The 13,186-nt window shown below is 63.5% G+C and carries 12 protein-coding genes; 2 read left to right on the forward strand and 10 right to left on the reverse strand.

All coding sequences use genetic code 11. The features are described 5' to 3' along the window. Window positions 1-171: 171 nt before the first annotated feature. The 6 genes from ACIOVF_RS08600 to ACIOVF_RS08625 all read right to left on the reverse strand — a co-directional run bounded on the left by ACIOVF_RS08600 (window position 172) and on the right by ACIOVF_RS08625 (window position 6,486). A complete protein-coding gene (locus ACIOVF_RS08600; RefSeq protein WP_213602761.1) occupies window positions 172-1,113 on the reverse strand; it encodes a sigma 54-interacting transcriptional regulator in 942 nt (313 codons plus the stop codon). A 69-nt stretch (window positions 1,114-1,182) separates the two neighbouring features. After that, window positions 1,183-1,764 (reverse strand): alpha/beta hydrolase, encoded by a 582-nt coding sequence (locus tag ACIOVF_RS08605; protein WP_045201770.1) that lies wholly within the window; start codon window positions 1,762-1,764, stop codon window positions 1,183-1,185. Between the two features lie 171 nt (window positions 1,765-1,935). Beyond that, window positions 1,936-2,337 (reverse strand): biopolymer transporter ExbD, encoded by a 402-nt coding sequence (locus ACIOVF_RS08610; RefSeq protein WP_045201768.1) that lies wholly within the window; start codon window positions 2,335-2,337, stop codon window positions 1,936-1,938. Between the two features lies 1 nt (window position 2,338). Next, window positions 2,339-3,067, reverse strand: coding sequence for a MotA/TolQ/ExbB proton channel family protein (locus ACIOVF_RS08615; RefSeq protein ID WP_401288794.1), 729 nt, complete (start codon window positions 3,065-3,067; stop codon window positions 2,339-2,341). Window positions 3,068-3,095: 28 nt separating this feature from the next. After that, window positions 3,096-3,896, reverse strand: coding sequence for an energy transducer TonB (locus ACIOVF_RS08620; RefSeq protein WP_093377395.1), 801 nt, complete (start codon window positions 3,894-3,896; stop codon window positions 3,096-3,098). A 247-nt stretch (window positions 3,897-4,143) separates the two neighbouring features. Continuing rightward, complete coding sequence (locus ACIOVF_RS08625) at window positions 4,144-6,486, reverse strand: TonB-dependent receptor (RefSeq protein ID WP_401288797.1); 2,343 nt, start codon at window positions 6,484-6,486, stop codon at window positions 4,144-4,146. Between the two features lie 144 nt (window positions 6,487-6,630). On the opposite strand from ACIOVF_RS08625, the gene ACIOVF_RS08630 reads away from it, so the two are divergent. Then, window positions 6,631-7,581: a LysR family transcriptional regulator gene (locus tag ACIOVF_RS08630; protein ID WP_401288800.1), complete on the forward strand. Its 951-nt coding sequence runs from the start codon at window positions 6,631-6,633 to the stop codon at window positions 7,579-7,581. A gap of 100 nt (window positions 7,582-7,681) precedes the next feature. Then, a complete protein-coding gene (locus tag ACIOVF_RS08635) occupies window positions 7,682-9,283 on the forward strand; it encodes an alkaline phosphatase family protein (RefSeq protein WP_401288803.1) in 1,602 nt (533 codons plus the stop codon). A 94-nt stretch (window positions 9,284-9,377) separates the two neighbouring features. Here the strand turns inward: ACIOVF_RS08635 and ACIOVF_RS08640 are convergent, their stop codons facing one another. The 4 genes from ACIOVF_RS08640 to ACIOVF_RS08655 all read right to left on the reverse strand — a co-directional run bounded on the left by ACIOVF_RS08640 (window position 9,378) and on the right by ACIOVF_RS08655 (window position 13,167). Then, window positions 9,378-10,367, reverse strand: coding sequence for a sulfate/molybdate ABC transporter ATP-binding protein (locus ACIOVF_RS08640; RefSeq protein WP_045201760.1), 990 nt, complete (start codon window positions 10,365-10,367; stop codon window positions 9,378-9,380). A gap of 3 nt (window positions 10,368-10,370) precedes the next feature. Further along, the gene (gene cysW / locus ACIOVF_RS08645) at window positions 10,371-11,243 is read right to left on the reverse strand and encodes a sulfate ABC transporter permease subunit CysW (RefSeq protein WP_045201758.1); all 873 of its coding nucleotides are present in this window, start codon (window positions 11,241-11,243) and stop codon (window positions 10,371-10,373) included. 14 nt (window positions 11,244-11,257) lie between these two features. Next, window positions 11,258-12,076, reverse strand: a complete 819-nt coding sequence (gene cysT / locus ACIOVF_RS08650; RefSeq protein ID WP_010222098.1) for a sulfate ABC transporter permease subunit CysT — start codon at window positions 12,074-12,076, stop codon at window positions 11,258-11,260. A gap of 83 nt (window positions 12,077-12,159) precedes the next feature. Then, a complete protein-coding gene (locus ACIOVF_RS08655) occupies window positions 12,160-13,167 on the reverse strand; it encodes a sulfate ABC transporter substrate-binding protein (protein ID WP_258716131.1) in 1,008 nt (335 codons plus the stop codon). Between the last annotated feature and the right edge of the window lie 19 nt (window positions 13,168-13,186).

Genomic DNA, 13,186 nt, shown 5'->3' on the forward strand with positions numbered 1-13,186 from the left:
GTCCTTATTCGAATACATGGCCATCGGGCGACGGCGAAGATGGGGGTTGCCAGCACTTTGCTAGCTGGCTTGAAGCGGACAATACCTAGATTTTTTATACCAGAACAATATCTTTTATTTTGCTGCTTATGCCATTTTCAACGGACACCGCCATGCACCCCATACATGGCATCAGGCAGCGGGTTGCGTCAGACGCAACAGAGTCTTCTCCAGCAATTGTTGCAGAGCACTGCGCTCACCCGGCTCACCAAGGCTCAGAAGCTGCTCCAGCTGGCTGGCCAGAGCGCTCAAGGGTGTCGGCAGGTTCAAATGCTCGGGGAGGATTTCTTCACCGCTGCTGACCAGCAGGGCAAAGTGAATGACGTTCTCAAGCTCACGGGTATTGCCCGGCCAGCTGTGCAGCTCCAATACCCGCTGCGCCGCTTCGCTGATCAACGGCACCGGCAGGTTCAGGCGCGGGCTATAGATACCAACGAAATACTCGGCCAACGGCAGGATATCGCCGACCCGTTCACGCAAGGCCGGCAGCTCCAGCTGGCCTTCGCGCAGGTAGTGGTACAGGCGGTCGTGGAACTTGCCGGCGCTCACCGCCTCGGCCAGGTCGATGCTCGAGGCGGCGACCAGGCGCACGTCCACCGGGTTTGGTTGCTGGGCACCGACGCGGGTGACTTCGCGGTTTTCCAGCGCCGAGAGCAGCTTGATCTGGATCGGCAGCGGCAGGTCGGCGATTTCGTCCAGGTACAGGGTGCCGCCGTTGGCCGAGCCGAACCATCCGGCCCGGCTGCTGGCCGCGCCGCTGTGGGCACCGGCGCTGTAGCCAAACAACTCGGCGTCGGCATAGGTCGGGCTGATCGCCCCGCAGTTGACCGAAACAAACAAGCCGCCGCGATCACTGGCGCGATGAATCTGGCGGGCCAGCAATTCCTTGCCAGTCCCGGTTTCGCCGCGGATCAGCACTGGCAGGGCCAGGGGCGCTAGCAGCTCGAGCTCTTCGCGCAATTGCCGCGACCGCGGATCGACGAACACCAGCGCCTTGGCGCGGATGCTCAGCGGGCTCTTGTCCAGCTCGGGAAACGTCAACAAAGGCTGGCCGAAGGTGTCGTGATTACTCATGGCAAACTCCCGCCCTTGGCGCTTTCCGGCCGGGCGTTCGAATCAAGGCAAATGGTCAGCGCCTGAAGCTCAGGCGCGGCGTAGAGCGTGCTGTTCGAGACGGTTCTGCAGGCGGTACAGGTAAGCGAAGCCCTGCTCCCAGCGACGGTGCCCGGACTTGACGTTGATATGCCCGGCACCTGCGAGGAAGCCCGTTTCGGCGCCCCAGGCACGGGCCAGCTGCATGGCCCGCGGGGCACTGACAGCCGGGTCGTTGTCGGAGCTGACCACCTGGCTTGGGAACGGCAGCAGCAGCTGTGGAATCGGTGCAAAGTTGCGCAGTGCCGGCGCACAGGTCGGCCGCTCAACGTCGGCCGGCGCCACCAGCAAGGCACCGCGTACCCGGCGCAACAGGGTAGCGCTGGCTTGCGCGGCCCAATGGGCAACGGTGATGCAACCCAGGCTGTGGGCGATCAGGATCACCGGCGACTCATCGGCGGCCACCGCCTGCTCGAGAGTTGCGACCCAGTCCTGGCGCTGCGGGTTCAACCAGTCGGCCTGCTCGACCCGGGCGCTGTTGGGCAGCACCTGCTGCCAGTGGGTTTGCCAATGCTCGTCTGGCGAACCTTGCCAGCCCGGCACAATCAGGTAACGGATCGACTCGTTGCGCATGGGACGCCTCCTGCTGCGTTTGCGTGCATGAGGCCAAGTATAGGGAGGTGGTTATATTCGTAAAGGAATAAGAAGCTATTTATTAATAACCAAAATATAAATTTTCCATAAAAAAAGGGACCACCCCCTGCCGAAGGACCGGTCCCTGAAGCATTGCCTGAGAGATGTTGCTCAGCGGGCGGTGATCACCGACAACTTGGTGATACCGGCACGTTCGATCGAGGCCATGGCGCGCGCCACCTCCCCATAATTGACGCCATCGTCGGCCTGCAGCTGTACGCGCAGTTCCGGGTCTTTGGCCTTGGCCGCCTGCAGGTTGGTTTCCAGCAGATCCGGCTGGATCTCGTCCTTGTTGATAAACAGCTTGCCGCCGCCGTCGATGCTCACCACCAGCGGATCCTTCTGTTCCACCGGAGCCACGGCCTCGGTCTTGGGCAAGTTGATCGGGATGGCGTTGGTCAGCAGTGGCGCGGTAACGATGAACACCACCAGCAGCACCAGCATCACGTCCACCAGCGGCGTCACGTTGATCTCGCTGAGTACTTCGTCACTGTCCTGGGTCGAGAAGGCCATATCAGGATGCCTCCTTCACTTTCTGGGTGTGCTGGCCAGCGGCGGCCTTGTAGGCAGTCGGGTGCACCAGTACCCGGAACGCGCTCTTCTGCGCCAGGCTGTAGAAGTCGTGGGCAAAGTCATCGAGGTCGGCGGCGGTCAGCTTCAGGCGGCGCAGGAAGTAGTTGTAGACCAGCACCGCCGGCACCGCGACGGCAATACCGACACCAGTGGCGACCAGCGCCGCACCGATCGGCCCGGCCACGGTTTCCAGGCTCGCCGAACCTGCGGCACTGATGCCCTTGAGCGCTTCCATGATGCCCCAGACAGTGCCGAACAGGCCGATGAAGGGCGAGGTGCTGCCGATACTGGCGACTACCGCCAGGCCGGTTTCCAGCGACCGACGCTCACGCACGATCTGCTGGCGAAGGGCACGTTCGAGGCGGTCCTGATGGTTGATCGCCTGGCTCAGGTCGCTGGCTTGCTGGCCTGGCTCGCCGACCGCGATAGCGGCGTAACCGGCCTGGGCGACCCGGGCTGCGGCGCCGGGTTGTGCATGGCTGAGCTCGGCAGCGGAATCCAGGCTTGAAGCCGCCCAGAATTGTTTGTGAAAGCGTTTGTCCTGGTTCTTCAGGCGAACGAACTGCACGCCCTTGACCAGGGCCAGGCCCCAGGTGACGACGGAGAAGCCCACCAGCAGCCAGATCACCGCGCTTTCGATGGATTCGAGGGGGGATACCAATACAGTCATGATCAATACTCTCTTCTGTTAGCGCGAATTAGCGGATCTTGAAGTCGATGGGTACGCTGACCCAGCCGTCCTGGGCCACGTCGCCCTGCTTGGCCGGGACGAAGCTCCAACGCTTGACCGCAGCCAGGGCGGCGTCGTCGAGCTGCTGGCGGCCACTGCTTTTCTGAATCTGGATGTCACCCGGCTTGCCGCTGGCCAGTACCCGCACCCGCAACAACACCGTGCCTTCCCAGCCGCGACGCTGGGCCAGCGACGGGTACTCCGGCGCCGGGTTCTTCAGGTACGCGGCGTTGGCCGAAGCCGGGGTCACCGGCGCTGGTGCCGGCGGAGCCGGGGGCGCTGGTGGTGCTGCCGGTTGTGGCGGTACGGGCGGTTGCTCGACCGCCTTGGGCGCAGGCTTGGGTACCGGTTTAGGCACAGGTTTCGGCTTGGGCTTGGGTACCGGCTTGGGCGCAGGTTTGGCGGCCAGCTCATCAACCACCGGTGGCGGCGGCTCGACCACTGCCGGTGGCGGTGGCGGAGGCGGCTCGACGGCCGGCGGCGCTGGCTGGGAAAACTCGATGGTCATCGGCGGGATTTCCGGCGGCACCACCGGCAACACCGGGGTCGGCGCCTGGCTCACCCAGTACGCCAGCGCACCGTGCAAGGCCAGGGCAAACACCCCGAGCAGAATCTTCTCCCGACGGCTCAGCGCGCTTTTCGGCGTGCTTTGCAGACGCAACTGCGCCAGCGGCAACCGCAGCGGGCGACCGAGGTCGACCAGCTCGCCGCTCGGCGACTGGCGCCAAAGCACATCGTGAGCACTGGCGGCGGTCTGGACATTACCCATTGATCAACTCCTGGGACGTGAGTGCGTTTCGTCGAAGGCAGGTCAATTGCCTTCGCTGGGGTGGATCATCAACTTCTGTTACTTATGTCTTAAAGTAATTTTTAAAGTTATGAATAGAACCAAAATACATATACGAATTAGCTGAACCGCTCTAAGCCGCGCCCTTCAAGGGCTGGCGCCAACGCCCTGAAACGCCATGCCTGCAGGGCATGAAAAATATTCGCCAAAGGCATCGAAAAACACCGTTTCAGAAGTCGTAGCGGCCGGTCACACCCAAGGTCCGCGGGGTGCCGAGCAAGCCTTCATAACCGCCGTTGGCCGCGCTCCAGAGGGTGGTGTAGTAGGTTTTGTCGAAAGCGTTCTTCAGCCACAGCGAGACATCCCACTGGCCCAGGCCAAGGTCGCCACGCAAGCCGGTGGAGAGGTTAACCACGGCGTAGCTGGGGATCTGCGCGAAGTCCGAGTCCTCGACCGTGCCTACGGCCTTGGAGCGGAAGGCGTAACTGGCGGTGACGTAAGGTTGCAGGCCGTTGTCCAGATCCCACTGGTACTGGCCGTTGGCGTTGGCGATCCATTTCGACGCACCGACTACCTGGTGGCCACTGAGGTCGCAGGCCGCCGGTGCCCCCGGTTGCAGGGCGACTTCCGGCGCGCACGGGGCATCCTTGTAAGACAGATACCGCACGTCGTTGTAGGAGCCGTTGATGTTCAGGGTCAGGCCACGTACCGGGATCAGCGTGCTTTCCAGCTCCACCCCGCGTGAGCGCACGGAGCCAGCGTTGGTCAGGTATTGCACGCGGTTGGCGTCGTCGTAGGCGTTGGTCTGGTAGCCGTGCACCTCGGTCCAGAACAGGTTGGCGTTGAGCTGCAGGCGACGGTCCCAGAGGGTGCTCTTCAAGCCCAGCTCGGCGTTGTTGGCGCGCTCGGTGCCGATCAGCAGCGAGTCGGCGCCGGCAACCGGTGCGGTACCGACCGCCAGGTTGACGCCACCGGACTTCTCGCCGTGGGACAAGGTGGCGTAGCCGAGCAGGTCATCGGTAAAGCGATAACTCAGGTTGAGCAAGCCCGAAGGGCTGGTGCTGTACTGGTTGAGGTCGCCCGAGTCATAAGCACCCACCCGGCCCTGGCGCGCGGTTGCCGCAGCGCCTGCAACCGCCGCACCACCGACGGGCGCGGCGCGATCGACCCAGGCGCTTTTCTCCTCATAGGTGCCGCGTACCCCGGCGGTGAAGTCCAGGCGCTCGGTCAGGTGCCAGGTGCCCTGGGCGAACAGGGCAAAGCTGTCAGTCTTGATATGACCCTTGCCGACGCTGCTGACATTGGCCAGCGCCCCGGTAGGCGTACCGTTCCAGATATCCGCCTGGGGCCCGTAATGGACGAAGGATTTGTTGTCCAGGTCGGAGCCGAAGTAATAGGCACCCAGTACATAGTCGAAGAAGCCGCCGGTTGGCGAGGCCAGGCGAAATTCCTGCGAGTACTGTTTATCACGCACCGACACCCCGGCGTTGTAGGCCGCCGGCACGTTCAGGCCATCATCGTTGCGCGGGGTGAAGTCCCACCAGCGGTAGGCGCTTACCGAGGTCAGGGTGAAGTCGTTGTCCAGGGTCCAGTTGGCTTCCAGGGAAGTCCCGCCCTGGAACACCGTGACCTGCTGATCGTCATCGAGGTTGACCTTGCGCTTGCTGCCATCGACCAGCGTCGCCCCGGCCGCCTGGGCCCGCGCTTCATAGCGGTTGACGCCATTGATGGTCGGCCCGGTGCTGTACAGCAGGCGAGTGCCGGCGCTGGAATCTTCTTCGTTGTAGTCGCCGATCCAGCGCAGGTTGAACTGCTCGTTGGGCTTGTACAGCAGCTGGCCGCGAAAGCCCTGGCGCGAACCGCCGTTGAGGGTGTGGCCGTCGAATTCGTTCTTGATGTCGCCATCGTTGCGCGTGCGGTAGGCCGAAATGCGCCCGGCCAGGGTCTCGCTCAAGGGCCCGGACAAGGTGCCCTTGGTCTGCAAGTAGCCATCCTCGCCCACCGAGGTTTCGATGCTGCGCTCGGGGGTGAAGCTTGGCGCGCGGGTGCTGATGTTGATCACCCCAGCGGTGGTGTTCTTGCCGAACAGTGTGCCCTGCGGGCCACGCAGCACTTCCAGTTGCTCGATGTCCATGAGGTCGAACACGGCCATGCCCGGGCGGCCGAGGTAGACGTTGTCCAGGTACAGGCCGACGCTGCCTTCCAGGCCGTCGCTGGCCGGGTTGTTGCCCAGGCCGCGAATCGACACGCTGGACTGGCGCGCGTGCATGTAGGCGACGTTGACGCTGGGCACCAGCTGCTGCAGGTCCTGAATGCGATACACCCGCTGGCTTTCCAGGGCCTGGCCGTCAAGCACACTGATCGGCGTCGGCACCTCCTGGGCGCTCTCTTCGCGGCGCCGGGCGGTGACGGTGACGGTCTTGAGCTGGCTGTCGCTGGCCTTGACCTCAGGCTTTGCCGAGTCGGCGGCCTGAGCCGGCAACCAGTGCGCGCTGCCAGCCAGCAGCAAGGCCAGGGGCAGGCGCTGGAGCCGCCGTGAAGACAAGGGTGCAGCGCGAAGGGTCGGGCTCATGGGCGGCTCCTGGCAAAGGAATTTATATTCCTTTAAGTTATTTATTTATGATTCGACATACATTTACTGCATAAGAGATTGCCTTTATAAGGAGTGCACCAGAGGCAGAGCAAATGCGTTTGCCCGATACTTTTTATGTGAAAAATGCATATAGACCTGCGCCAACTCCGCCACCTGATTGCCCTTGCCGAGCACCGCAGCTTCGTCGCCGCGGCGACCGCGGTGAACCTCTCGCAATCGGCCTTCAGCCGCAGCATCCAGGCCCTGGAGCACAGCGCCGGCTTCCAGTTGGTGGACCGCTCACACAAAGAACTGCCACCGACCAAGCAGGGCCTGGTGGTGCTCGAACACGCGCGCCGGCTGATCAGCGGCGCGCGCCAGTTGAGCAACGAGATCAGCCAGTTCAATGGCCTGGAAGCCGGCGAACTGCGCTTCGGCTGCGGCCCGGCGCCCGCCGCGGGCCTGGTGCCACGGGCGATTGGCGGCTTCATCGGCCGCTACCCCAAGGCGCGGGTGCAGTTTCAGGTCGATGACTGGCAGAGCCTGAACAAGCGCCTGCTGGCCGAGGAGTTCGAATTCTTCGTCGCCGACACCCGCAGCTTCGAGGCCGACCCGCAATACCAGACCCTGCGCCTGCGGCCTCGACGCTGGCATTTTTGCTGCCGCGCCGGGCACCCGCTGGCGGCGCTATCGAGCGTCAGCGCCGAGCAACTGTTGCACTACCCCTTGGCCGTCACCCTGCGCCCACCCAACCTGCGCAAGGTAATCGCCGACCTCAGCGGCCGCCCGGATTTCGTCGCCAATGTCGAATGCGAAAACAGCTACAGCCTGCTTGGGGTGGTGCTCAATTCCGATGCCATCGGCATCTGCGGCGCCTACAGCGACGCCCTGCACAACGCCAACGGCAAACTGGTGCGGCTGAGCATCGACGGTCTGAGTGACGACTGCGAAGAGCTCTACACCCGCTACGGCATCGTCAGCCAGGCGCGCCTGCGCCTGTCGCCGCTGGCCGAGGCGATGATCGAACAGATCATCCTCACTGATCAGGCCGACCGCGCCCTCGACGCCTGCAACCTGGAGCAACTGGCGATCTGAGCCATTGCGCAAAACGCATCGACTGCATTCGGCAAATGCGCTTGTGATGCGCGCCCCGGGCGGCGAAAACAGTCAGCTGAAATCTGCCCAGGTGACTGCCATGCCCCACCCCACTGCCGTGCGCAACGTGCTGTACATCATGTGCGACCAACTGCGTCGCGATTACCTCTCGTGCTATGGCCACCGCCATCTGCACACGCCGAACATCGACCGCCTGGCCGCCGCCGGGGTGCGCTTCAGCCGCGCCTACACCCAGGGCACCATCTGCGGCCCGTCGCGGATGTCGGCCTACACCGGGCGTTATGTCAGCAGCCACCAGGTGGCCTGGAACGGCGTGCCGCTGCCGCTGGATGAACTGACCCTCGGTGACTACCTGCGCCCTGCCGGCATCCGCACCGCGCTGGTGGGCAAGACCCACGCCACGCCGAACCAGGACGCCTTGCAACAGCTGGCCATCGACCCGCTGATGGCCGAGCAGCTCAACGAGGTGGGGTTCGAACCGGTTGCCCGCCACGATGGCATCTTCCCCGACGACCCGCTGTTCGCCGACAAGCGCGAAAGCGCGCCCTACACCCGCTACCTGCGCGACCACGGCTTTACCGGCGACAACCCCTGGCACAGCTGGGCCAATGCCGCCGCAGGCGAAAACGGTGAAATTCTCAGCGGCTGGCACATGCGCAACGCCGACCTGCCCACACGCCTGCCCGAGCAGCACTCCGAGACGGTCTACAGCACCGACCGCGCCATCGACTTCATCCAGGCCCAGGGCGAGCAGCCCTGGTGCCTGCACCTGTCGTACATCAAGCCGCACTGGCCCTACATCGCCCCGGCGCCTTACCACGCGCTGTACAACGCCAGCCAGGTGCAGGCGCCGATAGCTGTTCAGCCAGGCAACGACCATCCGGTGTATGCCGCGTTCCGCCAGCACCAGGAAAGCCTCAACTTCTCTCGCGAAGAAGTGCGCCTGAAAGTGATCCCCACCTACATGGGCCTGATCAAACAGATCGACGACCAGCTCGGGCGCCTGTTCGATGTGCTGCAAAGCAATGGCCGCTGGGACGACACCCTGATCGTGTTCACCAGTGATCACGGTGATTTTCTCGGCGACCATGGCCTGGGCGAAAAGGAGTTTTTGCTAGAGCCTGCGGTGGGCGTACCGCTGATTGTGCGTGATCCACGGGCGGCGGCGGATGTCAGCCGCGGCACGGTGGATGAGCGATTGGTTGAGACCATCGATGCGCTGCCGACCTTCCTCGACGCGCTGGGGCTGCCGAGTGCCGAGCATCGGCTGGAGGGGCGTTCGCTGATTCCGCTGTTGCATGGCACCGCCAGCGCCTGGCGCAGCTATGCCATCGCCGAATACGACTACGCCTTCCAGGCCCCGGCCCGCGAGCGCCTGGGCCAGCCGATCGACCGTTGCCGGATGACCATGGTGCGCAGCGAGCGCTGGAAGTACCTGGCCTATGACGGCTTTCGCGCGCAACTGTTCGACCTGCTCAACGACCCGCAGGAGCTGCACGACCTGGGTGCGGACCCGGCCTATGCCAGCGTGCGCGAGGCCCACCAGGGTTATCTGTTCGAATGGCTGAGGGGCTTGAAGCGGCGGACCACCATCAGCCATGCCGAGATCGAGCGGCGTGGGCAGTGGTTTCGCTATGGCGAACCGCGCGAGGACAGCGTGGTGAAGATCGGGGTGTGGTAGGGGCTGCTTTGCAGCCCATCGCTGGCAAGCCAGCTCCCACAGGGTTCAGTGTATGCAGTACCTGTGGGAGCGGGCTTGCCCCGCGATGAGGCCCTCAGATATTGGCCACTTTCTGCCAGACCTTGGGCTTGAAGAACAAGGTCTCGCCACGCGCCAGACCGCTCAGGCTGTCATGGTCCTTGACCACTTCGGCCTCGATCAGCTCGCTCTGCCCTTCGACCTTCAAGGTCACCCGGGTCGTCGCCCCCAGCGGACGGATATCGCGCACCTGCGCCGCGTGATGGCCTTCAATTTCATGGCGCGACAGCGACACTTCATGCGGGCGGAACATCACGTGCTGGCCTTCGCTCAGGTGCAGGCGGTTGGAATCGCCAAGGAAGTGATAAACGAAGTCGCTGGCCGGGTTCTCGTAGACCTCGCCCGGCGAGCCGATCTGCTCGATCACGCCCTTGTTCATCACCACGATACGGTCGGCGACTTCCATGGCCTCTTCCTGGTCGTGGGTAACGAACACCGAGGTCAGGTTAATGTCTTCGTGCAGGCGCGCCAGCCAGCGGCGCAGCTCTTTGCGTACCTTGGCATCCAGGGCACCGAACGGCTCGTCGAGCAGCAGTACCTTGGGCTCCACCGCCAGGGCGCGGGCCAGGGCGATACGCTGGCGCTGGCCGCCCGACAGTTGCTCCGGGTAACGGTCGCTGAGCCAGTCGAGCTGGACCATGTTCAGCAGCTCGTGGACCTTCTCGGCAATCTTGCTTTCGTTCGGGCGCTCGCCCTTGGGCTTCATGCGCAGGCCGAAGGCGACGTTGTCGAACACGCTCATGTGGCGAAACAGCGCGTAGTGCTGGAACACGAAACCGACGTTGCGATCACGCACATCGTGGCCCGAGACATCTTCGCCGTGGAAGACGATGCTGCCCTGGTCGGGGGTTTCCAGCCCGGCGATGATCCGCAGCAGGGTGGTCTTGCCGCAGCCGGACGGGCCGAGCAAAGCCACCAGCTCGCCGCTGTGGATATCCAGGTTGATGCTGTCCAGAGCCTGGAAAGCGTTGAAGCGCTTGCTGACGTTACGAACTTCGATCGACATGAATTATTCCTCCGCCGCGTTATGGCGCAGACGGTTAATACGGGACTCGCTCCACTGCTTGAGCAGCAGGATGAAGAGCGCCAGGATCAGCAACAGGCTGGCGACGCTGAAGGCCGCAACGTGGTTGTATTCGTTGTAGAGAATCTCGACGTGCAGCGGCAAGGTGTTGGTGACCCCGCGAATATGACCGGACACCACCGACACCGCACCGAACTCGCCCATCGCCCGCGCGGTACACAGCACCACGCCGTAGATCAGGCCCCATTTGATGTTGGGCAGGGTCACGTGCCAGAACATCTGCCAGCCGTTGGCGCCGAGCAGGCGCGCGGCCTCCTCTTCCTGGGTGCCCTGCTCCTGCATCAGCGGGATCAGTTCACGGGCCACAAACGGCACGGTGACGAAGATGGTCGCCAGAACGATACCCGGCAAGGCGAAGACGATCTGGATGTCATGGTCCTGCAACCACGGCCCGAACAGGCCCTGGGCGCCGAACATCAACACATAGACCAGGCCCGCGATCACCGGCGACACCGAGAAGGGCAGGTCGATCAGCGTGACCAGGATGCTCTTGCCACGGAAGTTGTATTTGCTCACACACCAGGCAGCGCTGACCCCGAACACCAGGTTCAGCGGCACCGAGATGGCCACGGCGATCAGGGTCAGCTTCAACGCCGACAGGGCGTCGGGCTCGAAGATCGCCTCGAAGAACGTGCCCAGGCCCATTTTCAGGCCCTGGGACACCACGATCACCAGCGGCAGCAGCAGGAACAGGGCGAAGATCAACCAGCCAAGGCTGATCAGGATACGCCGTGAAGTGGCGCTGCCACGGCGGGCGGCATTGGCCGAAGCGGCCGCGCCAATAGAAGTCGCAGACATGGACGTGGCCTCCTTCAAGGGGTTTCGATGCGCCGCTGCAGCAAGTTGATCAGCAGCAACAGGATGAAGGAAACCACCAGCATCAACACGCCGATGGCGGTGGCGCCGGTGTAGTCGTACTGGTCGAGCTTGACCATGATCAGCAGCGGCAGGATTTCGGTCTTCATCGGCATGTTGCCGGCAATGAAGATCACCGAACCGTACTCGCCAACGCCACGGGCAAAGGCCAGGGCAAAGCCGGTCAGCCAGGCCGGCAACAGCGCCGGCGCCAGCACGTAGCGGAACACCTGCAGCGGCTTGGCGCCCAGGCAGGCGGCGGCCTCTTCGACTTCACGGGGAATGTCGGCCAGCACCGGCTGCACCGTGCGCACCACGAACGGCAGGGTCACGAAAGTCAGCGCCAGGGTGATGCCCAAGGGGGTGTAGGCGATCTTGAAACCGAGGTCGGTGGCGAACTGGCCGACCAGGCCGGCTGGTGCGTACAGCGCGGTCAAGGCAATGCCGGCAACCGCAGTAGGCAGGGCGAACGGCAGGTCGATCATCGCATCGATGATCTTGCGCCCGGGAAAGGTGTAGCGCACCAGCACCCAGGCCAGCAGGGTGCCGATGATGCCGTTGATGATGGCAGCGTAGAGGGCAGTGCCGAAGCTCAGCTTCAGCGCCGCAAGCACCCGCGGGGCACTGACGATGGCCCAGAACTGCTCCCAGGTGAGCTGGGCGGCATGTATGAACATGGCGGCCAGCGGTATCAGCACAATCAGGCTGAGGTACACCAAGGTGTAGCCCAGCGTCAGCCCGAAGCCGGGTATGACGGGGGAAATACGACGTGACATAAAGGTCCCTGGTTGAACGCACGAAGCCCGGGACGAATCCCGGGCCCATGCTGGCTACTGAACGGCGATTATCCTGCCGGGCATCACTGCGCCGTGTAGATCTGGTCGAACACGCCACCATCGTTGAAGAACTTGGGTTGGGCAGTTTTCCAGCCACCGAAGTCTTTGTCGATAGTCACCAGGTCCAGTTTAGGGAACTGCTTGGCGTATTCGGCGGCCACTTGCGGATCACGCGGACGGTAGAAGTTCTCGGCCGCGATCTTCTGCCCGGCCGGGCTGTACAGGTGCTTGAGGTACGCCTCGGCGATCTGCTCGTTGCCCTTTTTCTGCGCGTTCTTGTCGACCACCGCCACTGGCGGTTCGGCAAGGATCGACAGCGACGGCACGACGATGTCGAACTTGTCGGCGCCACCGTCTTCCTTGAGGGCCAGGAAGGCTTCGTTTTCCCAGGCCAGCAACACGTCACCCTGACCGTTGTTGACGAAGGTGATGGTCGAGCCACGGGCGCCGGTGTCCAGGACCGGTACGTGCTTGAACAGCTCTTTCACGTACTCCTGGGCCTTGGCTTCGCTGCCACCGGCTTTCAGGCCGTAGGCCCAGGCGGCGAGGAAGTTCCAGCGGGCGCCGCCGGAAGTTTTCGGGTTCGGGGTAATGACCGAGACGTCCTTCTTGATCAGGTCGCCCCAGTCCTTGATGCCTTTCGGGTTGCCCTTGCGCACCAGGAAGACGATGGTCGAGGTGTACGGGGTGCTGGCGTCCGGCAGGCGGGTCTGCCAGTTGTCCGGCAGGGTCTTGCCGAGCTTGGCCACTTCGTCGATGTCGCCGGCCAGGGCCAGGGTCACCACGTCGGCACGCAGGCCGTCGATCACCGCACGGGCCTGCTTGCCCGAACCGCCGTGGGACTGCTGGATCTTCACCTTGTCGTCCGGGTGAGCCTGCTGCCAGTGCTTGATGAACTCGGCGTTGTACTGCTGATACAACTCGCGGGTCGGATCATAGGACACGTTCAGCAGTTCGTAGTCCTTGGCGATTGCGGAACCGGCAAAAACGGCGCTGGCGAGTGCAGCCAGGGCATAACGGCGGATGGACATGGTGAAGCTCCCGATTGGC

Origin of the sequence: Pseudomonas sp. NPDC087612, from assembly GCF_044743505.1 — a bacterium.
Classification (GTDB): Bacteria; Pseudomonadota; Gammaproteobacteria; order Pseudomonadales; family Pseudomonadaceae; genus Aquipseudomonas.